15 protein-coding genes and 1 pseudogene are annotated in these 21,193 nt (G+C 61.1%); 8 read left to right on the top strand and 8 right to left on the bottom strand.

Features of this window, described 5'->3' with window-relative positions; genetic code table 11:
• Window positions 1-249: 249 nt before the first annotated feature.
• Window positions 250-444 carry a hypothetical protein gene (locus AC57B1_RS09480; RefSeq protein ID WP_496417359.1) on the bottom strand — a complete coding sequence of 65 codons (195 nt, stop codon included), beginning with the start codon at window positions 442-444 and terminating at the stop codon, window positions 250-252.
• 180 nt (window positions 445-624) lie between these two features.
• Window positions 625-2,040: an ISNCY family transposase gene (locus AC57B1_RS09475; protein ID WP_496417358.1), complete on the bottom strand. Its 1,416-nt coding sequence runs from the start codon at window positions 2,038-2,040 to the stop codon at window positions 625-627.
• A 1,091-nt stretch (window positions 2,041-3,131) separates the two neighbouring features.
• Here AC57B1_RS09475 and AC57B1_RS09470 point away from each other — a divergent pair.
• The 3 genes from AC57B1_RS09470 to AC57B1_RS09460 all read left to right on the top strand — a co-directional run bounded on the left by AC57B1_RS09470 (window position 3,132) and on the right by AC57B1_RS09460 (window position 6,663).
• Complete coding sequence (locus AC57B1_RS09470) at window positions 3,132-4,451, top strand: MFS transporter (protein WP_496417357.1); 1,320 nt, start codon at window positions 3,132-3,134, stop codon at window positions 4,449-4,451.
• Window positions 4,452-4,497: 46 nt separating this feature from the next.
• Window positions 4,498-5,457, top strand: a complete 960-nt coding sequence (locus AC57B1_RS09465; RefSeq protein ID WP_496417356.1) for a dihydrodipicolinate synthase family protein — start codon at window positions 4,498-4,500, stop codon at window positions 5,455-5,457.
• A gap of 93 nt (window positions 5,458-5,550) precedes the next feature.
• Window positions 5,551-6,663 (top strand): LacI family DNA-binding transcriptional regulator, encoded by a 1,113-nt coding sequence (locus AC57B1_RS09460; RefSeq protein WP_496417355.1) that lies wholly within the window; start codon window positions 5,551-5,553, stop codon window positions 6,661-6,663.
• 186 nt (window positions 6,664-6,849) lie between these two features.
• Here the strand turns inward: AC57B1_RS09460 and AC57B1_RS09455 are convergent.
• From AC57B1_RS09455 to AC57B1_RS09445, 3 genes and pseudogenes are all read right to left on the bottom strand, one after another.
• Window positions 6,850-6,969: pseudogene (locus tag AC57B1_RS09455) on the bottom strand (fumarylacetoacetate hydrolase family protein); the annotation flags it as partial.
• 377 nt (window positions 6,970-7,346) lie between these two features.
• Window positions 7,347-9,215 (bottom strand): serine hydrolase domain-containing protein, encoded by a 1,869-nt coding sequence (locus AC57B1_RS09450; RefSeq protein WP_496417354.1) that lies wholly within the window; start codon window positions 9,213-9,215, stop codon window positions 7,347-7,349.
• Window positions 9,216-9,714: 499 nt separating this feature from the next.
• Window positions 9,715-10,449, bottom strand: coding sequence for an AraC family transcriptional regulator (locus AC57B1_RS09445; RefSeq protein WP_408351239.1), 735 nt, complete (start codon window positions 10,447-10,449; stop codon window positions 9,715-9,717).
• Between the two features lie 28 nt (window positions 10,450-10,477).
• Here AC57B1_RS09445 and AC57B1_RS09440 point away from each other — a divergent pair, with 28 nt between their 5' ends.
• Entirely contained in the window at window positions 10,478-11,728 is a 1,251-nt protein-coding gene (locus AC57B1_RS09440; protein WP_496417353.1) for an FAD-dependent oxidoreductase, read from the top strand.
• Window positions 11,729-12,289: 561 nt separating this feature from the next.
• Here the strand turns inward: AC57B1_RS09440 and AC57B1_RS09435 are convergent.
• Complete coding sequence (locus AC57B1_RS09435) at window positions 12,290-13,210, bottom strand: LysR family transcriptional regulator (RefSeq protein ID WP_408351380.1); 921 nt, start codon at window positions 13,208-13,210, stop codon at window positions 12,290-12,292.
• 130 nt (window positions 13,211-13,340) lie between these two features.
• On the opposite strand from AC57B1_RS09435, the gene AC57B1_RS09430 reads away from it, so the two are divergent.
• The gene (locus AC57B1_RS09430) at window positions 13,341-14,114 is read left to right on the top strand and encodes an SDR family oxidoreductase (protein WP_496417352.1); all 774 of its coding nucleotides are present in this window, start codon (window positions 13,341-13,343) and stop codon (window positions 14,112-14,114) included.
• A 443-nt stretch (window positions 14,115-14,557) separates the two neighbouring features.
• Here the strand turns inward: AC57B1_RS09430 and AC57B1_RS09425 are convergent, their stop codons facing one another.
• Entirely contained in the window at window positions 14,558-16,489 is a 1,932-nt protein-coding gene (locus AC57B1_RS09425) for an SMP-30/gluconolactonase/LRE family protein (protein WP_496417381.1), read from the bottom strand.
• A 90-nt stretch (window positions 16,490-16,579) separates the two neighbouring features.
• Here AC57B1_RS09425 and AC57B1_RS09420 point away from each other — a divergent pair, with 90 nt between their 5' ends.
• The 3 genes from AC57B1_RS09420 to AC57B1_RS09410 all read left to right on the top strand — a co-directional run bounded on the left by AC57B1_RS09420 (window position 16,580) and on the right by AC57B1_RS09410 (window position 20,301).
• Entirely contained in the window at window positions 16,580-17,842 is a 1,263-nt protein-coding gene (locus tag AC57B1_RS09420) for a MurR/RpiR family transcriptional regulator (protein WP_496417351.1), read from the top strand.
• 352 nt (window positions 17,843-18,194) lie between these two features.
• Window positions 18,195-19,622 (top strand): MFS transporter, encoded by a 1,428-nt coding sequence (locus AC57B1_RS09415; RefSeq protein WP_408351227.1) that lies wholly within the window; start codon window positions 18,195-18,197, stop codon window positions 19,620-19,622.
• Between the two features lie 28 nt (window positions 19,623-19,650).
• Entirely contained in the window at window positions 19,651-20,301 is a 651-nt protein-coding gene (locus AC57B1_RS09410; RefSeq protein ID WP_496417350.1) for an aspartate/glutamate racemase family protein, read from the top strand.
• 182 nt (window positions 20,302-20,483) lie between these two features.
• On the opposite strand, the gene AC57B1_RS09405 is transcribed toward AC57B1_RS09410, so the two are convergent.
• Window positions 20,484-21,095, bottom strand: coding sequence for a class I SAM-dependent methyltransferase (locus AC57B1_RS09405; RefSeq protein WP_496417349.1), 612 nt, complete (start codon window positions 21,093-21,095; stop codon window positions 20,484-20,486).
• Between the last annotated feature and the right edge of the window lie 98 nt (window positions 21,096-21,193).

The following is a 21,193-nucleotide window of genomic DNA, read 5'->3' as shown; positions in this document are numbered from 1 at the left end:
CTTTAGTGATACAGGTGCGGTTTCACAATCGCACGATCACCGGATCGGCACATGGCTGGCCACTTCACCGGGTCACTTTTGCTTTGGTATAAGACCTTCAAAGCGTGTGCGCCGAGTTCACACAAGGTCGAGTTCGCGTATGCTGTTCCCGGGTTGGCTGGGTTGCGGCTGCATGCGCCGCAGCCGCGGGTCTGGAGCAGGAAACCGGACATTTCTTATATGGTCGCCGGCCATTTGCAAGGTAATTGTTCATGGCGAGGAGGGTGGTTGCGGACTTATATCCGGACTCGATCGCGGGCATGCCCGCCGGCCGACCTGACGCTCACACAGCTGCAGCCGCTCGGCCGCCAGCACGACCGTCAGCCACCGCTCCACGACTGCTTCGATGATCTTCACACGCTCGAGCTCGTGCATGCTGATCGTGATGAATCCACGTCCGTTCATGGTCTGGCTCCGGGCCCGCAGCATGCGCCACAACAGTCAGCCGGGAGCAGGAAACCGGACATTTCAATTTAGCGGAAACACGACATCTGAACTTTGGACTAACACACAATGTCGAGGCCTGTTTCAGATGTCCGGGTTCTGGCCAAGTTCAGATGTCCGCTTCTGAGTGGTTAAATATCTCTATCTGGAAGGGGTTTTAAGCACCGAGCCTGCCCGTTCGCCGGCGGTTCCCAGCACGATCTCGTTCAGGTCGCCCACGGTGAGTTCGCGTTGCTTGCGCGTCCCGGTGGGACGGACCCTGGGTCGAACTTCGTCACCCCGATTGGTGCGCGATGGCGAGCCTGCCGCGCGCCGGTTATCGCGCTCGGCCTGCACCTGCTGGGCAACCCTGAGCGCGTGCCCCAGACGCTTGTTCTCGATGACCGCCCCCTGATCAATCTCCGAGAGCCGGTCATAGCGGGAGCAGGGCAGAGTGCTGCCGTCCGCACGGATCTCGATGCGGCCGTCCGGATATTCATAGACGTCGATGTAGTGATGGATCCGGCCACGGTTCGCGGCCGTGTCTTCGAGCAGATAGATCACCCGGTCATACTGGACGGTCAGCGTGTTCGACACGCAGCGTGTTGCCCGGTGCGTCAGGATCAGGTCGAGATCCTCGTCGTCGCGCAGTGACCGGTGTGCATTAAAAGCGCTCTTCGGTGGCTTGCCAAAGCGCGTGTTGTAGTCGGCCACGAAGTGGGGCGCATAGTCGTTCGCGGCTTCATGTGTATCGATCCCACGCAGCCGCAGTTCCTTCACGAGCCGGTCCTGCAAGGTCAGATTCGCCCGTTCAACCCGCCCCTTGGCCTGGCTGCTGTTCGCACACCATGACTCGATATTAAGCTCGTACAGGGCCCGCCCAAACTGCGTAAATCCCTTGCCGGCCGTCGTCGACGTCTGCGCCGAGCGGAACACGGTGGCCTTGTCGCTGTAGAACGCCACCGGTTTGCCATGCTGCCTGAGATACCCGCGTGTCGCCTCGAAGTAACTGAAGGTCGACTCGGTCGCCGTGAAGTGCAGCGCCATCAGCCGGCTGGTCGCGTCGTCGACGTACACCAGCAGCGTGCACGCCGGCGCCCGTTCCTCGAACCACCGGTGATCGCTGCCGTCGATCTGCACCAGCTCGCCCACGCAGGCCCGACGACTGCGCAACTGATGGATCTTCGGCGGCCGCTGACGCCTCGGAATCCACAGGCCGGCATCGGTCATGAGTCGCCCGACGGCTTCCTTGGCCAGCCGCAGCCCATGGCATTCACGCAGCTTCTCGCACTCCAGCGTCGGGCCAAAATCGGCATAGCGCTCGCGAATGATCGCCAGCGCGCGAGCCGCGGTGCCGGCATCGAGCCGGTTGTTGCTCGGCTTCGCGCATCGGCCGGACACCAGACCCGCCGGGCCATCTCCACGCAGGCGCGCGACCAGCCGTCGTATCTGTCGCGTCGTCAGGCCGAGCCGCTGCGCAGCGCGCCACGGTTTGAGCAGATCGTCCGCCACGGCCTGAATGACCTTGAACCTGTCCAGCTCACGCATCGTCATGGTGATCCTGTCCGTCGCAGCCATCGCAGCCTCCGGCGCCGGAGGATCGACGCAGGGTAAGCTTATGCCGCCTCGAAGCGGACATTTGAACTTGGCTAAAAGCGGACATTACAACTTAGCCTCTACACAAAAATTGGTGATAATTTATATTATGTCAACTAATATCCTTGAACGGATGATGAGAGTGCCTCAATCGTTGGTTTGCTGGCCGTCCTCCTGTTGAACACCGCGACGTTCTCTCCTGTAGTCAATCCGGATCTGTCTCATTCAGTCTGTTTCCGGAGAAACACACCACGGGACGTTGTCGCCGTAGCGTACGCAAAACAGTCTGATCTTCATTCGGGGGCCCGAGGTGAACGAACCGCTACGAGTTGCAATCTCAGTCCGCCCCAAAACAGCGATAAGGGCTCGACGTATCGAACAGCACGCCCTGTATCTCAGCGTGCCCCTCTCAAAGAGCCACTGGCCCGAATAACATGCGTATTTGTGAACGGCAAGACGGGCCATGCCGAATGCAACCAGGGATAGCAGCAACTCGCCGGATTCACTCGCCCTGCCTTCGCAGGACACATCACAATACCCGTGCGCGATGCGCGCGCCCTCGTCCCTCCTCGTTGATGCGTGTGTTGCCCGCATGCTTCCACATCCCCGTGCTACGCAGAGAAATGACGTTTCATTCGTACTGACGAAGGTGATGTGCCCAGAAAAGTCCCGCGGGTTCATCTTCACGAAGTTCGACAAGCCAGTACCGCCAATTCTTATATCTTATATAAGAACCGAAGATGCCGAACAAGGCCGCTTAGATGGTCCGTGTTAACCCGCTGAAGCCCTTCCGACGCTTGCAATCCCTCCCAGTTGGACCCAATATGTAAGCGCTAACACGACGATGACGGCGATATAAGACCTAATAGAAGGGTTCTATATCGCGGCCATCACATGAAATGTAAGCGCTACCATTTTTTGGGGCCGGATTGATCGCGTAGCGTAATGCGCCGCGGAACGCAAACTTCGATCCCCATGCGCGCCGAAGTAAACGCGCAACGCCAAGCCGCCCGACAACGCATCGGCGCGGCCCGCCTCAATTCAACCGAATACATGAACCGGAGACAACGATCATGAGCACGAGCCCTCGCCCCGAGGCGGCACCACCAAGAATTCGCCGCGCCCAGACCGTAGCGCTGACGCTGTTGATGGTCAGCGGCATCGTCAACTATCTGGACCGTGGCACGCTTGCCGTGGCCAATCCGCTGATCCGCCATGATCTCGGCTTGTCGCTGGGTCAGATGGGGCTGCTGCTCTCCGCGTTTTCCTGGAGCTACGCGCTATTTCAATTGCCGGTGGGCGGTCTCGTCGACCGCGTCGGGCCGCGCAAGCTGCTCGGCCTCGGCCTGATCGTCTGGTCGCTTGCGCAGGCCGCTGGGGGCTTCGTCTCGACCTTCGGCTGGTTCATCCTTGCGCGGATCGTGCTCGGCATCGGCGAGGCGCCGCAGTTTCCGTCGGCGGCGCGCGTCGTCAGCAACTGGTTTCCACTGCGCGCTCGCGGCAAGCCGACTGGCATCTTCAACTCGGCGTCCCCGCTCGGCACGGCGCTCGCGCCGCTCTGCCTGTCGATTCTCGTTGTGAATTTCAATTGGCGCTGGGCGTTCATCGTGACGGGCATCGTCGGCCTGATCGTGGCGGTCGTATGGCTTGCGGTGTATCGCGATCCGGCGAAGGCCACGATGACCCAAGAAGAGCGCCGTTATCTCGAAGGTGACGAGGCGGATCGCAGGCCCGCGCAGTCGCTCACCTTCGCCGAATGGCGTTCGCTTTTTTCGCACGGCACGACCTGGGGCATGCTGATCGGCTTTTTCGGCTCCGTCTACCTCAACTGGGTGTATCTGACATGGCTGCCAGGCTACCTGACGATGGAACGCCACATGAGCCTCATGCATACAGGCGTCGCGGCATCGATTCCCTTCTTCTGCGGCTTTCTTGGCTCGCTCACGGCCGGCTGGTTCTCGGATCTCATGACGAGCCGCAGCACGAATCCGGTCGGGAGCCGCCGCAACGCCGTGGTGATCGCGATGCTCGGCATGGTCGCGTTCACAATTCCGGCGGCGCTCGTCGAGAGCAATATGATCGCGATCGCGTGCATCTCGGTGGTGATCTTCCTGGCCAACGCCGCTTCAGCCAGTTCCTGGGCGCTCGCGACCGCCGCCGCGCCGCCAAACCGCGTCGGCTCGCTCGGCGCGATCCAGAATTTCGGCGGCTTCCTGGGCGGCGCCCTCGCCCCCATTCTGACCGGCTACATCGCGCAGACCTGGTCTTTTGTGCCCGCGCTGCTGACGGCGGCAGGCATCGCGTTCATCGGTGCGATGAGCTACCTGCTGCTCGTACGCAAGCCGATCGAGGACAAGCCCGCACACGTCGAAGCTTTTAGCGCGCAGGCGTGACGAGAGCGCGCGCCGAGCTCCATTCAACCCATTCAGAGAGATAACCATGACAAGTGCCACGCACTCCCCTCCTTCAATCGAAGGCATCGTTCCCGTGATGCTGACACCGTTCGACGCTTCCGGCGCGATCGACTATGCCGGCCTTGAACGTCTGATCGAGTGGTACATCGCGCACGGCTCGAACGCGCTCTTCGCCGTTGCGCAGTCGAGCGAGATGCAGTTCCTGAGCCTCGCCGAGCGTGGCGAACTCGGCCGGTTCGTCGTAGAGAAAGTGGCGGGCCGCATTCCCGTCGTGGTCTCCGGCCACATCAGCGACGATCCCGATGCGCAGGCGGAAGAACTCGGCGTCGCCGCATCGACGGGCGCGCAAGGCATCGTGCTCGTGACGAACCGGCTCGATCCGAAGCAAGAGGGAACGGAGGTCTTCACGGCCAATCTCATGCGCCTTCTCGAGCGCCTTCCGTCGGACATTCCGCTCGGCCTTTACGAATGCCCGGCGCCGTATCGGCGGCTGCTCTCCGATGACGAACTGAAGATGTGCATCGACACCGGCCGCTTCATCATGCTAAAGGACGTGAGTTGCGATCTCCAGACCGTCAAACGGCGTGTCGCGATGGCGCAGGGTTCGCCGCTGAAGATCCTGAACGCCAACGCAGCGATCGCGTGGGACGCGATGAAGGCCGGCTCGGCAGGCTTCAACGGCGTGTTCACGAACTTTCACCCGGACCTCTACAAGTGGCTGCGCAACGATGCCGCTCAGGACCCAGCACTCGCGGAGGAACTGTCGACGTTTCTCGTGGTCTCCGCGGTTTCTGAAGCGCTGGGCTATCCGGCGCTCGCGAAGATTTACCATCAGCGCATCGGCACGTTCGAGTCGATTCGCTGCCGCGTGATCGACTACGACGTTCGCGAGCGCTTCTGGGCGCTCGATGCGGTGCTCGACAAGATCGTCGCCGGCACCGGACATTTCCGTTCGCGTATCGCCGCGCTCTCGGCGCCCGCATGAGCCCAAACGCGCGCGCACCCGGCGGAACGCCGCAACGGTATGATGACGGCGCTTGCTGCATCCGCCTTCGTACAACCGTCACTTCCTGATCCGATGCCCCGCTCCTTTGATTCTCCCGCGCCCGCTTCCGATACGGCCCCGGCCCGAACGCCGACGAGCCGCGCTCGCCGCAACACAGGACGCACCGTGCTCTCGGATGTCGCGAAGCTCGCGGGGGTATCCACGGCGACGGTGTCGCGGGTGTACAACGAGCCGGACAAAGTCTCGGCCAGCGTGCGCGAGCGCGTCGAGCACGCCGCGCTTACGCTTAACTGGTTTCCGAATGCGGCGGGACGCGCGCTCGCGTCCACGCGCAGCCATATCGCCGGCATCATCATTCCGACGCTCGACGATCAGGTGTTCGCCTCGCAGGTGAGCGCCATGCAGGCGGCGTTCGCGGCGCGCGGCATTACGCTCGTGCTCGGCTGCTCGAACTACGACCCCGCTCAGGCGATCGTGCAGGTGCGCGCGATGCTGGCGCGCGGCGTCGAGGCGATGGCGATCGTCGGCGAGGCGCATCCGGCCGAACTGTTCGATGCATTGCGGCTCTATCGGGTGCCTTATGCGGTCACGTATGCGTATCGCGAGGGCAGCCCACACGACTGTATCGGCTTCGACAATCACGCGGCCTACGTTGAAATAACGGAACATCTGATTGGCCTTGGCCACCGCTCGTTCGCGGTCTGCATTCAGCCGACTCGCGACAACGACCGCGTGCAGGCGCGCCTCGCGGGCATTCGCTCGGCGCTCGAACGCCACGGCCTCGCCGTCAGGCCGGAGCACCTGTTCGAAGGCGAATCAACGATCGAATTCGGGCGGCGCAGCTTGCGCTCGATCTGGCAATCGGCAGGCGAGCACCCGAGCGCGATTATCTGCGGCAACGACCACATTGCATTGGGCGTGCTGCGCGAAGCCGAAGATCTTGGAATTGCCGTTCCAGGCGAATTGTCCGTGACGGGCTTCGACGATCTCGCGATCGCCAAAGAGATGCGTCCCGCGCTCACGACCATGCGGGTAAACACCGCCGAGATTGGAAGGCTTGCGGCGCAACACCTGCTCGACGCACTCGAAGGCAAACCAGTTCAACGTGGACACGAGGTGCATGCGCAATTGCAGATTCGCCAGTCGACGGGCCCATGCCCGAGCCAGGTTTCGCGGCGATCTTGATAGCTCGTGTGCCCATGAAGGCCACTTCCTGGTAGGAACCGGCGGTTGAATGTCCTTCTCAGATACGGGCCAACGGCACTGTCAAGTTGCCGGAGACGGGGCCGTAGAATGAAGCGATGAAGAAGGCCAGCTCACCGAGACGCTCAACGCCTTCAGTCTTTAAATCGCCAGACTTCACCGTGCCGACTTGCTGACCACTGCCGCGAGTTCGGCTTCATGTCGATAGTTCTGCGTCTGCGACGGATACCCAAGTTCGAGCGTCTCCCCATATGCAATCGGTACGGCGGCATTGGTCGGTTTGCAGAAAAGGGCCCATTGATCGTTCGCTGGTTACAGACGCGACACCGATCCGGCTACCGAACGAAGCGCTTCATCAACTGATAGCGGCTGGTCGCACTGCTTCGCAAAAGCGGGGCTATATCGAGCGGTAGCCAGAAGGCGACTCCGCTTCAGTCAGCCGACACGCCTGTGGCGAAATCACGAAGGACAATGACACACGTCATAAATTCATCGGCGGATTTTTTGAGTTACGGTCATTCGTTTCGCAATTGGACAGCGCGCGGCGGACCCGCGGTGAACGCTCTAATCTGTTAGTCAGCGCTCATCGCAGTGGTGAAAGTGGATCTCCCGACGTGAAGGTCGGCTCTCGAGGTGCGATAACCACCTTGCTTCACGTCTCCCCATCAGATTCGCGCGTAGATCGAACTGCCGATCGTCAGCGTCGTCGCACTGGTCGACGCAAACCGGATTTCGTAAAGGTCGCGTCCAAAATTGCCCGGCACTTTGATCGACATGCCGCCGAGCGTATCGCTCACCGGCACGAACAGTTGATAGCGAAGATCTTCGTTGCCGTACAGCACGTAGCCAGGAAGTTCAGCGAGTGTCGTGAAAAACGCCGGCGGATTGCCAAGAACGGCAATCGGCACTGCGCTCGGCGAATCGTTGGTCAATGTCCATTGCGTGCCGACGCGTTGCTGCCACGCGCTGTCGAGCGCCGCCAACGGTGCGAGTTGCTGGCCGACCGGCAGCGTCAGATACGCATAGCCCGCGCCCGGCACGACCCGCTTCATCAGATAGCGAAAGCTGAACGCACTTCCTTCACTGTCGTTGCCCGACACGACGGCGAAGCGATATGACGCCGTATCGGTATCGCTCCACCACCAGCCGTCGCTGCGATACTGATATGCGCCGATCTGCGCCCAGCCTCGCGTATCGGGGTCCCACTGGTTGATCTGCAGACTACCGTCCGCGTTGGCGAGCACCTGGTACGGCGAATCGGAATTGCCGTAGATGCCCGCGCCGCTCGCAACGCCCGGCCCCGATGCGACCGGCGGCGCCGTGGTACCGAGCTTCGCTGGCAGCGACGGAATCGTGCCATCTTCCTTCAACGCCGACAGCACCAGCGTTTCGGCAATCGCGCGGGCGTTGTAGCCCGCATTGCCGGTTACCAGTAGCGCGAACTGCGAGTTGGGCACGACGAAAAATTCGGTCGAGTAGAACGCGGTGCCGCCGTCCTTTTCCCAGCCCAGTACGCCTGCGGCGTTGAGCGCCGGCTGCACGACCGTGTCCCAGCCGAGACCCCAGCGCCATTCCGGCGACGGGTTGATCGTCAGGCTTTTTGTCTGATCCATACCCATCTGCGCGATGCCCGCTGCAGACACGATGCGCTGTCCCTGGAACACGCCACCGCCGTAGATCATCTGCGCGAGATTCATCATGTCGGAGGGCGTCGAGCTCAGTCCGCCGGTTGCGTACGCATTGACGAATTCCTGATGCTGCGTGCCGTTCACGTACGGCAGCGAGAACGATCCGCTGGACGGCACGCTCGTCAGATAGCTGGATTGGGTCATTTTCAGCGGCGCGAGAATCGCCGACTGGACGAAGTCCGCGAAGCTCTGCCCCGTCATGGCGAGCACGATCTGCTCGACCATCGTGAAGCCGTCGTTGCAATAGACGGCCAACTCACCGGGGAGATGCTTCAGGTGCGAGTTGGCGAGTTCGGCTTGGGTGTCGGCGGCGTAGCCGGCGACCGGCTCAAACGTGAAGAGATTGCGCCCATTCGTGCCAGGCAGACCGGACGCATGCGACAGCAGATGACGCGTGGTGATCTGCGCGAATTCCGGCGACAGCATCGTGAAGGTCGGCAAATATCTGACGATCGGTGTGTCGAGCGTGATCAGCCCGCGATCGACGAGGATCGCCGCCGCCAGCGCCGGAAACAACTTGCTGACCGAACCGATGTTAAAACGCGTTTGCGGCGTTGCCTTGATCTGCCCCGGCACCGACGCCAACCCGAACGCCTGCTGCCAGACCACCGTGTTGCCCTTGACCATCGCGACCGAGATTGCCGCAACGGGATTCGCTGGATCGCTGACGGCCTGCTGGATCATCTGTTGACCAAGCGCGATGGTTTGCTGATAAGGCGTCGAATGGATGTCGTTGTTACCGCAGCCGGGCAGCACCGCCGCGAGCACCCCGGCGCCGGTGTAGCCGAGAAACTGCCGACGGCCTCCGCTGAAGATAACCTCGTGATTGCGATCGCACTTCGCCATGGCATTCCCCTTTGTTCTGGTTTCCAGGACTTTCAAAAAGCGCTTTTCTTCAACCATCGCCGACAATGCGGCAAAGACTAACTTCGCAATTTTGACGCGTGGCACGGTGTGTTTGAATGGGCCACGGTGCCCCAGATCGGAGCCGTGCGGTTCGACCGCGAGTAGCGACGTGTCGAGATGTTACGACGCTTTGGCTCAAGGGTGCGCCCAACGGGTGACATGATACTCTTCGGAGTCCACGCGTTGCGCTGCGCCTGATGTCCGAAATTGTTGTTCTCTGCACCGTAAGATGTGACCTGCGCCAACGGAGGTCCGTGAATGACCCACTTCTGCCGGTCGAGCGCCTGGTATTGCAAAGGCGGATAGTAGAGCAAAGCAGTCATCCGGACGGGCCCCGTGTCGCCATACGAATGAGACGTTCTTGGGGCGACACACCAAACGCGCTATTTGCCGCGCTGGCAAACTGAACGCTTTCGCCAGGGCGTCAAGATCAGACATCCTAGCCGCCAGCCCTGACATATTTTCCGGGTGTCACGCCGAAGGCAATGCGGAACATCGCAATGAAACTGCTCGGGCTGGCATAGCCCAGGACATCTGCCACCGCCGACACGGACTCGCCCTGCGCAAGCAGATCGATCGCACGCAGTAGCAGCGCCTGCTGTCGCCACTCGGCCAACGATATGCCGAGCGAAGCAGCAAACAGGCGCCGAGCGGTTCTCGCCGACAGGCCGGCCATCGACGACAGTGCTTCCAAAGAGTGTTCCCGACTCAACTCGTTCAGCACGATGTTGACCATCCTAAGCAGACGTTTGTCGCTTGGTATGGGAAGGTGCAGCGGTTCATGCTCTGCCGCACGGATTTCATCGATCAGCACGGAGACAATCCGCGCTTCTTCGGGTGTTCGCGCGACAGTATGGTCCCACGGTGCGATGCGCTGTATCAGCGCTTCGAGCAACGATCCGACCGCCAGTACCTGCGGCAGCTCCGGTAGCAAACGGCAGCGTTTAGGCGGCAGCAGGATGTGCGACCACGCTTTGACGCCCCGCAAGTCGCCGGTATGCATGAGGTTGGGCGGGATCCAGATCGCACGCCTCGGCGGCAACAGCCACGCACTGACCTCCGTTCGAATCTGCAAGCGGCCCGTAACAATATAGATGAGCTGCCCCTCCGGATGCCGGTGAAAGCCGGTGCGGCGTTTGCCCTTCGGCGAGGTCTCGCGTGCGAACAGATCCATTGCGTCCGTCGCACCCGGAGGTAATGGGTTGGACTTGATTGGTTCGGTAGCGGGCATCGCCGTAGTATTCCAGGTTGGCCGATATTCAGTGTATTTTGACCAGATATCGATAGCCGATCAAGGCTCACGACGGTTAATCTTCAAACCTTGTCGAGCCTTTTATCTATTGCCTACCAACAGAACCAATATGTCGTCGAAACCATCTGTCCTGATTGCAGGCGGTGGCCCAGCCGGGCTTGTCGCCGCGAACATGCTTTGGCAGCACGGACTCAACGTGACCGTACTCGAAGCCGATGCCTCCCTCTCTTCGCGAGATCAGGGTGGCACATTGGATCTGCACCCGCATGAAGGGCAACTGGCGTTACGAAAGGCAGGTTTGCTGGAGCCCTTTCTTGCTCTTGCCCGCCACGACGATCAGGAGCAAAGAGTTGTCGATGCCTTGACAGGCGTTGTTCTGCGCGAAGAGATTCCAGAACCAGGAACGGGAACACGTCCAGAGATCGACCGGGTCGTGTTGCGCAAGATGTTGCTTGATCCGCTTCCACCGGAGATTGTCGTCTGGGGCGCTCGCGTTGTCGATGTCGTCGAGGCAGCTAACGGGCGCTGGTCGGTGCGTCTGCAAGGCGGGGCGGTGCATGAATGCGACCTCGTAATCGGTGCAGATGGCGCCGGCTCGGCAGTGAGGACTACACTAACCAACGCACGTCCGGTCTACACTGGCGTAACTTTTGTTGAGCTATGGATTACTGACGTGGACCGCAAGCACCCGGCAATTGCACGATTCGTCGGGCGCGGCACGCTCCTCGCACTGCATGAAGAAAAAGGAATCTTTGCTCAGCGCAATGGCAATGCCGTAGTGCGCGTGTACGCCGCCTTTAAAACGTCTAATGACACTACCGAACGATCGGAACGAGCCTTGGCAGGGATGGGCACGCGCGACCTTCTGACCCGATACGCAGGCTGGTCGCCCGCTTTGCGTTCACTTATCGAGGACGCCGATCGCATCGCTGCCATTCGCCCGATCGTTAGTCTCCCTGCTGGGACGAAGTGGCCCGTGAAGTCGGGACTGACGCTGGTGGGAGATGCCGCGCATGTAATGCCGCCAATGGGCACGGGCGTCAATTTGGCCATGCTCGATGCTGCCGAGCTCGCTGAAGCAATCGTGTCTGCGACAAACTGGCGAGAGTCAGTTCGCGCACAGGAGCAGGTCATGCTTGATCGAGCGGCGCCTATCGCTGAAGAGTGTTCGCGCGGTTTCGGCGAATGGTTTGACGCATAGTGGCGCTCACACAGGCTGCTTGCGCGCTCAGCGGCGGTACCTGGTTCTATTAATAATCGACTGACAACGGATTCGTTACCTTGGCTACCTCTGGCATGTCGAGGCGTCAGTGGCTCTTCACAACGCGTAGCGGCCACTCGAATGACCAAGGACAGGACGGGCGAAGGGCCGCTCCTGGCCGGCAACAGAAGAACGGGCAACCCGATGAAGCTGCGCACTGGTAAACTCGTGCACCAAAGGCACTTTGTATCCGAACATGCCTGAACCCACAATCTCGCCGGCCGCCAGAGCATCTGCCACCCATTCGCCCGTGATGCAGGAGTACCTCCTCCCCGCCGGAAAAGCCTTTGCGCGACGGCTTACGCCATAGCCCACGCTCGTCAAGTTCCCGTCGGACCGCCGACCCTAAGCTGCCTGTCGCGATACGTTTGTCAGCGTCCGCATTCTGCAACGGAACGGACGCATGAAACACGCCTTTACGGCATTAGTCCTTGCCAATCAAACGCTGTTGAACGTGTTCGCTGCTGTGCCAGGAAGGAGCGAAGCCCTGATCGGTCGGCTTCACTTCCTTCCACCTGAATCGCAAACGAGTTGTCCTTTCAACAACTCATGAAGCCAGTCGGCGAACACCTGAACCCTGCGCGACAGATGTTGCCGATGCGGATAGAGCAAGTTTATCGGCATTGGCGCAGCCCGGTATTCGGGCATCACCTCGATCAGTTCGCCCGCACGTAGATGCTGATACACGTCATAGGCAGGAATCTGGATCAAGCCGAGTCCTGCAAGGCAGCAGGCGATATACGCCTCCGCGCTGTTAACGGTCACACGGCCGTGCGTTGTCAGCGTCTTTACGGCCTCGCCGTCGAGCCATTCCCAGGGCGCGTTACGCCCGCTCGAAGGCGAGGCATACTGAACGACCTGGTGGGTCGTCATGTCGTCGGGCGTGCAAGGCGTACCGTGATGGGACAAATAGAGGGGGCTCGCAACATTGATCAGTGGCAGATCGCCAATGGGGCGCGCGATCATGCCGGAGTCGTGCGGCTTACCTACGCGCAGCACACAGTCGACTCGCTCTTCGACAAGGTCGATCGTGCGATCGGTCATACTGAGCGTGATGTCGATTTTTGGATAAGAGACGAGGAATTTCGGCAGTGCGGGTGCGATGATCAGCCGGCCTATACGGCTTGGCACGTCGATGTGCAGCACGCCGCTCGGTCCTACCGATGTGTGCCGGAACAGATTCTCGGTCTCCTCGACATCGGCGATCAGACGCAGGCAGCGCTCATAGAGCGCGGCGCCGTCCTGGGTCGGCGACACCTTACGGGTTGTCCGATGCAGCAGCCGTGCGCCAATCCGCCCTTCCAGCTCCTGGATCGCCGCGGATACCGACGAGCGAGGCAGGCCGAGCGTGTCCGCCGCGCGCGTGAAATTCGCGCATTCGACAACCCGTGCGAATACGCGAAACAGGTCAATACGATCCAAGGTCCTTTTCCACTGTTCGACTTTTCTGACCAGTGATGTCAGAAATAGCAGGTTTAAATGATTTTCCTGGAATATATCATCCAGCAGGATGAGAGGCTGCATCGGGCGGCTTCGGTACTGGGAATGGACCATGGCAAACCACAGCATCACAGGCAAAACCGTCATGATTGCGGGCGGGGCGAAGAATCTCGGTGGACTGATTGCGCGGGATCTCGCGGCACAGGGCGCAAAGGCAGTCGCGATCCACTACAACAGCGCGAGCTCGAAGGCCGCAGCAGACGAGACACTTGCCGCGATCGAGGCGGCAGGCGCAAAGGCCGTCGCATTTCAGGCGGATCTGACCTCGGCCGGCGCGATCGAGAAGTTGTTCGCAGATGTTGCCGCCGCCGTCGGCCGCCCCGATATTGCGATCAACACGGTGGGCAAGGTGTTGAAGAAACCGTTCGTGGACATCACCGAGGCTGAGTACGATGAAATGACGGCGGTAAATTCAAAGTCCGCGTTCTTCTTCCTCAAGGAAGCAGGCAAGCAGGTCAATGACAACGGCAAGATCGTCACGCTCGTCACGTCGCTGCTTGGCGCGTTCACACCGTTTTACGCTGCCTATGCGGGCACCAAGGCACCGGTCGAACATTTCACTCGCGCGGCGGCCAAGGAATTCGGCGCGCGTGGCATCTCGGTGACAGCCATCGGACCCGGCCCCATGGACACGCCGTTCTTCTATCCCGCCGAAGGCGCGGACGCGGTGGCTTATCACAAGACCGCCGCCGCACTGTCGCCGTTCTCCACGACTGGCTTGACCGATCCAGGGGACGTGGTGCCCTTCGTCCGCCATCTGGTCAGCGACGGGTGGTGGATTACGGGGCAGACCATTCTGATCAACGGTGGCTATACGACCAAGTGAGCGAGCGAATGAAATCTCTCTCTTCTGATTGAGGAGAGGTGTTGGCCCCGCAGCAAGTGTTGGCACAAGTAACTTGAATGCAATGGCCGGCAAGCATTCCGTTGATTGCCGGCGCCCACTTCATGCGAAAGATGTCTAGGGATCGTCAACTGCGCTTCAAGTTCGATCGATGAGGCAACAGCCGTTGCTCAGGAACCGTGCTGCAGCGGCTCCGAGCTTCGCTCGATTGATGCCAAGGACGAACGGCTCCTGCCATACTGCCAACGGACGCTGCCGTGCCATCCCTGACCGGCTGTTCTTGGCCGCACTCAGCTAGATGATGAGCACCGCAGGTCGACCCCAGCGGCCGTTTGATTTTCTCCAACGTAGCCATTCACCCGTAAGTCTCTCCGCAGAGCAGAAACGGTCATAACAAGCCGCCCTCCTGCTAACGAAACGCAGGATCAGGGCGTCCAGCGATAAACGGTAATGCTGGAACCTTTAACGTTGTTCTTCGTGACCACGTACTCGCCCGTCGACCGACGGTATGCCCTGACGCCGTACATCGAATCGATGGCGCTGCTGGCGTCAACAGTACCTGTACTAGTGTTGACCAGTGTGGTGTCGAGGTTGCCAGTAGCGAGATTGATGGCGTCGATGTTCGGCAAAGCTTGCCCGCTACCGAACCAGTAGCCGACAAACAGATAGCTGCCGGCCGCGTCAATCGACTTGGCGCCAGTGTGGGAGAGGTTGATCACCGGATTGGGTGTCGTGGTATTGCCCGCGCTCCAGCCGTGATACACCTCGATCCGCGTACCTATCGACGTCCAGTCCGTACTCCCAACAATCCCCTGCCCGAGAATCATGGTGTCGCTATCCGCGAGGTAGACGATGCGCGTCAACGGCTTGATGCTCTCGGGAATGCGAATGGGGATGCCGGGCCCCCATGCTGGCTTGCCGCTGGCGTCGAAGCCGATCAGCGGATAGTGGTAGATGTAACCGGTCTTGTCGAGGCCAGCCCACACGCCTCCTTTGCTGTCAATGCAAAAGCCGGCCCTGACCGCTGCGGTCGTCTGGAACGCCGCACCAGGAAGCGTGGCGTCCGGTATTGCGATGTAGCCATTCGCGGCATTGAAGTGAAAGAAGTAATAGGTATCGGGATTCTGGCCGGATGCAACAAGGATGCGGTTTGCGCCGATGGTGGCAAGCTGACCGAAATGCTCGTCCCGCGAGCGATCGTTGATGTTGATTCGCGGGTCGGATGGATAGTCGAACGGATCGACAGTGTTCGCTACGAAGGTTCCCCCTGCGGTGCCGGCGTAGATGTTGGTGCCGCCATAGAAGTAGACGCCGTCAGTACCCGGGTCCGCAGCGGCTATCCCCTCAAAGTTGAGAGACTGAAGCTTCCATTGCAGCCGACCAGAACTGTTGTAAGAGTGAATGTCAGTGCCGCCGTCGCGGCCGAGATCCCAGCTTCCACCCCACGGATTGTTGAGCACATAGAGGTTGCCTGCGGTGTCCTTGCCGATGCCAGTGACGCGGGTAAAGCGCTTGTCGCCAACCTGCCCTTTGATTCCCGTCGTGGAATCGAGATAACCGCCCTGAATGCCGAATGTACCGGCCAGCGCTGGCGTGCCCGAAAGCTTGTAGCGCTTGATGTTCATATCAGGGCCCTCGTCCCCAACCATGAGTTGCCCCGATGACGCATCGAAATAAAGTGCCGATGGCCGCGCCCCACCCGGCATCTGGATCGTGTTCAACAGCGCGCCGGTTGGACTGAACTCGACGACCGAGCCCTCGCCTTTCTGTGCGACCCAGACGTTGCCCGCGCCATCCACCGCGAGGGCACCCGGCCCCGTGACGTTGATGTCCCGCTTCCAGACACCGTCAGTGGTGAATATCCGCACGCGGTTGCCATAGAAGTCGCTCGCATAAAGGAGCGAGGCCGCCGTGGCCAATCCAGTGACGACGTCGACCCGGGGCAGGTTGTTAAATGCGCTAACCTGAATCAGGAGATCGCGAGTCCGCGTGGTGCGGTTGTACCGGCCCACCGCACCACTTCCGTATGTTCCGCCGGGCTGCAGTGCCACGAAGATCGACGTCGCGCTGCCGGTGATCGCGCCGCCCTGAAACTCTCCGTGCGCTCCAATCGAGCCGAGGCTCTTGCCGGCCTGGTAGACAGCGACGCCACCCTCGTACTCGTCCCACATTGAAGCCGTATAGATGACGCCTTCGGGCGCGACCCACATGGAACGCGCGGTGTTACCCACGTGGGCGGCGAGGGTGCCATAGGTGTTCGCCAGCCAGTCGGTGGTGTTTTCCGACTGACAAGTCGGCGCAACCAAGGCGATCACTGCGGCGAGGATCACAGCATGAATCCGCCTTTGCTCGACCATGACCGATGCTCTCCAGAGGTAGTGATCATTCACGTGAATGGTCGGCCAGCGAGATTCCAGATTCGTGATCGGTGGCTTACGTATGAACATATGCAACTCTTTGCGCCTTTGCAAGCCATACCGGGACTTTGCATAGGGAGACGAATTGCTATCTTGAACGAAGCTCGACCTCTTTCCTGTTGGCCGCTTGCTGCCTTATCCATGAAGCATTCTTTCGTGCTGCGCGTAAGGCGGCGATTGGCAGCAAGCGACCCGTTGCGCTCAACCGCGCTGTCCAATCAATGTGATGTCCGCTCAGACTCGATTGACAGTCACCGCCGGTTGGCTTCGATCGGACTCTCGCTGCATCCGCAGTCGAGGTTTCGCGACCGCCTGCTAACAGAACTCACTCATCCGGAAAACGCCGCCGCGCGCATCGAATCGTCGCTCGGCAACACGAGCAACAGCAATGCGTCGTCCACGCGGCTGGGTCTATACTCCGTCCGAACTCACCCACTCTTCTTCCGATCACCTTGCATGCCACAGCCAGAGCGTTCATTCGTCGGCCGGATCCGACTCCATCTGGATGAAATGCCCGCGACCGAACGAAGGCTCGCTGATTTCGTCCTCGAGTTTCCCGGCGATCTCGCGAGTTACACAGGCGCGGAACTCGCTCAACTCGCGAGCGTCTCGAAAGCGACCGTCAGCCGCTTTGTGCGTCGTCTGGGCTACGACACCTTCGAGGATGCGCGGCGCGACGCCCGCACCGAAAAGGAGCGTGGTTCGCCCTTGTTCCTGTCGGCGTCGTCGGAGTCATCGAGCGTGCTTGACGCGCATATAAATCTGGGCGTGCAAAATCTCACTGCGACGCTCGGGCGCCTCTCCGACGAACTCGTCGATGAGATCGCGCGGTCGGTCGTCGATGCGCGTCAGGTGGCGATCTTCGGATTCCGCAGCAGCCACTCGTTTGCCAGCTACTTTCGCTGGCAGATCCAGCAGGTCGTCGAGCGCGCTGTCACGCTCCCCGCTGCCGGCGAGACGCTCGGAGAGCAACTCGCCGGTCTTGACGAGCGCGACATGGTTATCGTGTTCGGCATGCGCCGGCGCGTGCCGCAAACGCAGGCGGTGCTCGATTACGTGACGGGTGCGGGCATCCGAACTCTGTATATCGCCGATCAATACTCGCCTGCGCATCGCGGCGCGACCTGGACTCTGCATTGCGATACATCCGCGCCCGGCCCGCTCGACAGTCACGTCGCGGTAATGGGCCTGTGCAATGTGCTCATCACGCGCATCTTTGAGCGCGCCGGGAATCGCGGGAAGAAACGGCTGAGCGCGATCGAAGCGGCGCACGATCGGCTGGATGAGCTTTAACGTGCTTTGACGTCGCTTCACGCGATGAAATTTCCGTTTCATCGCGTCTTCAATGGCCTCAACCGATGTTGCACCGCGTTGGCGCACGCAACCACAGCCTAGCGGCCACCCGCCGCTTTCCGGTGAAATCGTCGAGTTCCCCGCACGTTGCTTGTGCCTCAAACCCTCCTCAACACGCGCCATCGGTTCACGTTGGTGCAGTGCAATTGCCCGTCTGTCTGGCGTTACACCCCCCTAAACTGAAACGGATCGGGTGAAATTTAAATTTCCTTGAAACCCGTAAATTGAAATCATAGGATCGTCTCATCCAAGCGCTGCTGCCCTCGCCGCGCTCCAACCCGGAGAAACGATCATGAGCGGTCCCGTGCAGTCTGACTCGTCGTTCGCAGGTTCCGCGCAGCTCGATCGCGCGCTCGATGGCATCGGCGTTACGCCGGCGCATAAAACCATCATCGGTCTGATTCTGATCGGCTGTCTGTTCGACAGCTTCGAGCAGAACTCCATCGGCCTGATCGCGCCGCTACTGCGCCAGCAATGGGGGCTGACAGCTACCGACATCGGCCTGCTGAACACCGTTACGTTCGCGGCGGCCGCGCTAGGGCGGCTCGTCTCGGGTTATATCGCCGATCGCTGGGGCCGCCGCATGATGCTGACGGCTGATCTGCTGCTCTTCACGCTGGGTGCGATCGCCTGCGCACTTGCGCCGTCGTTTCTGCTGCTGTGCGTTGGTCGCGCGATCGTCGGCTTCGGGCTGGGCGGCGAAGTAGCGGTGGCCGTGACCATGCTCGCGGAGTTCTGCTCACAGAAGTTTCGCGGCACGGCGGTGGGTCTCGTGAATGTCGGCGCGGGCGGCCTCGGCAACTTCCTCGCGCCCGCGTTCGGCTTGCTGGTGTTCGCTATCTTTCCGGGCGTCGATGGCTGGCGATGGCTCTTCGCCTGCCTCGTGCTGCCGGCGCTTCTCGGCGCGTTCTATCGCCGCCTGATTCCGGAGACGCCGCGCTTCCTGCTGTCCAAAGGCCGCATCGCCGAAACCAATAACGTGCTGTCGACGCTCGCAAGTGGCAAGCTCTCCGGCACAGCGCCCGTCACCGCCTACATCTCCGGCGACGATCTGTCGGACCCGGCGACCTCGCGCGCCAACGTGCTCGACATCTTCCGCGGCAAGCTGCTGCGCCGCACCGCGTCGGTCGGCATCGCGATCTGGATGACCTACGGCGCGCAGATTTCCGTGCTCACATTGATGCCGACCATCCTCGTCGCGCAGGGTTATACGATCACGCGGAGCCTCGTCTATACGCTGATCATGCAGGGCGGCAGCTTCGCCGGCACGCTCGCGGCCTCGCTGCTCGGCTATCACCTGCCGCGCAAGCGCGTGCTGACGATCGGCGCGGTGCTCGCGTGTCTCGCCGCGCTCGCGTTCGGATTTCTCGCGAAGAACATCGTGCTGGTGCTCGCCTGCGGCGCACTCTTCCAGTTCTTCGTGCTGATGCTCAATACAACCATCTGGATTTACGCGCCGGAACTTTTTCCAACTCGCGTGCGCGCCTTCGGCACGTCCTTCATTCTTGCGACCGGCACGACGGCCGGCGCGCTAATGCCGCTCATCTCGGGCCGCATGTTCGACACAAGCGGCGTGGCGGGCGTGTTCGGCATGATCGCGGTGATGTACGCGATCTTCACCGCCTGCATCCAGCTTGCGCCGGAAACCTATGGGCATCGCCTCGACGAAACGGCGGCCGAGCCGGAGCTCGGCTCGGGCACGGCGCCGAGCCACGCCTGAGTGCCACCCCAAACGGAGCCACCGCACCATGCACGACATCCTGCTGATCAACCCGAATACGTCGAAGGCGACCACCGCGATGATGGTCGACATCGCGCAGGCCGAAGCGCCGCGCGGCTTCGTGGTACGCGGTGTGAGCGCGCCGCGCGGCGAACCGATGATCCTGAGCGCGCCGCAACTCGAAGCCGCCGCAGCGGGCGTGGTGGAGATCGGCCTCCAGCACCGAGGCACCGCCCAGGGCATCGTGATCAGTGCGTTCGGCGATCCGGGCATCGATGCGCTGCGGGCGATCGTCGACGTACCGGTGGTTGGCATATGTGAAGCGTCGATTCTGGAAGCGGCGCAGGGCGGCCGGCGCTTTGGCATCGCCACGGTGACGCCGGACCTGGTCGTGCCGATCAATGCAAAAGTGCACGCGCTCGGCGTCGGGGTGCACTACACCGGCATCCGGCTGACGAGCGGCGATCCGCTCGCACTAGCCGCGGATCCGGCGCGGTTGCTGGAAGCACTGGCGGTGGCCGTCGCCGCTTGTATCGACGAGGATCGCGCGGAGGCGGTTGTCATCGGCGGCGGACCGTTGGGGCAGGCGGCAAAGGAACTCGAGATGCAGTTCTCGGTTCCAGTGATCGCGCCGATTCCCGCGGCGATGCGGCTGTTGTTGGAGAAGATTGCGCTATAGGTGGTGCGCATTGGATATCGATTTGAGGTGCGCAGGACTTTCGCTTGTGGCCGGCTTAAACACGCTAGCACATTGTCTCAAGCCAAAGCGGATGCCGCGCCCGAAGCGGACATCCATCGTGCGAGATCGATCGACCGCTTCTGGCCTGCAGTCGCCGCGCGCGGTCGCCGCCACACGGATCCTCACTTCCGGAAAACAAGCCGCGTCCAGCTGACTCCCACGCTCCGGTTTGATTGCTGGGCTGAGTCGCTGCAAACATTGAGCAGAAGTTGCAGATGATGGGCTTCGGCAAGCCTGATCGTGTCCGCGGCGGAGACGACAAACATGCGCCGCCCCGTAGGGAACGGCCCGTGGCGCAACGACATGATGACGAGGCCGCCTTCGTCTAACAGATCAGAGATGGTGCCCATCCCCCGGCGACGCTGGGCTTCGTCGAGGTGCATCCACACTGCAGTAACCATGACAACATTGAACGCGTGCTCCCGCTCCCGGACGAGGCGGAGTTCTGGAAGGCTGTCGTCGAGCCAGACTACGCTGGAAGCCGGATAGAAGTTGATCGCGGCAGCCCGCAGTTCGTCGACGGGCTCAACCGCTACCACCGAGTGCCCCATCGATGCCAATGCGGCAGCGTCGCGGCCCATGCCGGCCCCCACGTCGAGGATGCGCGAAGGTGCCGTCGGTATCAGGTGCAGAACGGGTTGGTGGAGGTCTCGGAACGAAATCTTGCGCCAAGCGTTAGCCAAGGCCGCGGCATATGCGGCATAACCTTCGGTTCCCGGAACGTCGATCGACATTGATGAAGATTGGATGGTCAGATCAGCGGATTGTCGGCGAATCAGGCCGATGTGTCGAATGACTGTTCCTCGCCGAGACCGTGTAAAAACGCGTGAGC

This window comes from Paraburkholderia sp. BGA-UO-ETr-F21, assembly GCF_059567925.1.
This window is presented reverse-complemented; position numbering and strand designations above follow the sequence as displayed.

What these genes read in the sequence shown, in the direction of transcription:
- AC57B1_RS09475 (WP_496417358.1), bottom strand. Translation starts at nt 2,040, where the DNA reads ATGGCTGCGACGGACAGGATCACCATGACGATGCGTGAGCTGGACAGG.
- AC57B1_RS09425 (WP_496417381.1), bottom strand. Translation starts at nt 16,489, where the DNA reads ATGGTCGAGCAAAGGCGGATTCATGCTGTGATCCTCGCCGCAGTGATC.
- AC57B1_RS09430 (WP_496417352.1), top strand. Translation starts at nt 13,341, where the DNA reads ATGGCAAACCACAGCATCACAGGCAAAACCGTCATGATTGCGGGCGGG.
- AC57B1_RS09470 (WP_496417357.1), top strand. Translation starts at nt 3,132, where the DNA reads ATGAGCACGAGCCCTCGCCCCGAGGCGGCACCACCAAGAATTCGCCGC.
- AC57B1_RS09480 (WP_496417359.1), bottom strand. Translation starts at nt 444, where the DNA reads ATGAACGGACGTGGATTCATCACGATCAGCATGCACGAGCTCGAGCGT.
- AC57B1_RS09465 (WP_496417356.1), top strand. Translation starts at nt 4,498, where the DNA reads ATGACAAGTGCCACGCACTCCCCTCCTTCAATCGAAGGCATCGTTCCC.
- AC57B1_RS09410 (WP_496417350.1), top strand. Translation starts at nt 19,651, where the DNA reads ATGCACGACATCCTGCTGATCAACCCGAATACGTCGAAGGCGACCACC.
- AC57B1_RS09420 (WP_496417351.1), top strand. Translation starts at nt 16,580, where the DNA reads ATGCAACTCTTTGCGCCTTTGCAAGCCATACCGGGACTTTGCATAGGG.
- AC57B1_RS09450 (WP_496417354.1), bottom strand. Translation starts at nt 9,215, where the DNA reads ATGGCGAAGTGCGATCGCAATCACGAGGTTATCTTCAGCGGAGGCCGT.
- AC57B1_RS09460 (WP_496417355.1), top strand. Translation starts at nt 5,551, where the DNA reads ATGCCCCGCTCCTTTGATTCTCCCGCGCCCGCTTCCGATACGGCCCCG.
- AC57B1_RS09405 (WP_496417349.1), bottom strand. Translation starts at nt 21,095, where the DNA reads ATGTCGATCGACGTTCCGGGAACCGAAGGTTATGCCGCATATGCCGCG.
- AC57B1_RS09445 (WP_408351239.1), bottom strand. Translation starts at nt 10,449, where the DNA reads ATGGATCTGTTCGCACGCGAGACCTCGCCGAAGGGCAAACGCCGCACC.
- AC57B1_RS09415 (WP_408351227.1), top strand. Translation starts at nt 18,195, where the DNA reads ATGAGCGGTCCCGTGCAGTCTGACTCGTCGTTCGCAGGTTCCGCGCAG.